The sequence below is a fragment of the Streptomyces sp. BE303 genome (assembly GCF_036290945.1).
Classification (GTDB): domain Bacteria; phylum Actinomycetota; class Actinomycetes; order Streptomycetales; family Streptomycetaceae; genus Kitasatospora.
Genome location: NZ_JAQYWZ010000591.1, coordinates 1 through 290, shown reverse-complemented (window position 1 = coordinate 290; position 290 = coordinate 1). Strand labels below are relative to the sequence as shown.

Annotated in this window: 1 protein-coding gene; it reads left to right on the top strand. The window is 66.2% G+C overall.

Going from position 1 to position 290, the window contains the following annotated elements; genetic code table 11:
* A partial coding sequence (locus PUR56_RS12980; protein ID WP_329949009.1) for an acyltransferase domain-containing protein occupies nucleotides 1–290 on the top strand: 290 nt, incomplete at both ends.

Sequence of the window (290 nt, the reverse complement as noted above, 5' to 3'; positions counted from 1 at the left end):
GTTGTCGCTGGGTGATGCGGCGGTGTTGGTGGGGGCTCGGGCGCGGTTGATGCAGGCGTTGCCGGGTGGTGGGGCGATGGTGGCGTTGGAGGCGTCGGAGGAGGAGGTGCGGGCTGTTCTGGTCGCGGGTGTGGATGTTGGGGCGGTTTATGGTCCGTTGTCGGTGGTGGTGTCGGGTGACGAGGTGGGGGTGGAGGAGGTTCGGGGTCGTTTCGTGGGTCGTCGGTCGCGGCGGTTGCGGGTGAGTCATGCTTTTCATTCGGGGCATCTGGACGGGATGTTGGAGGAGT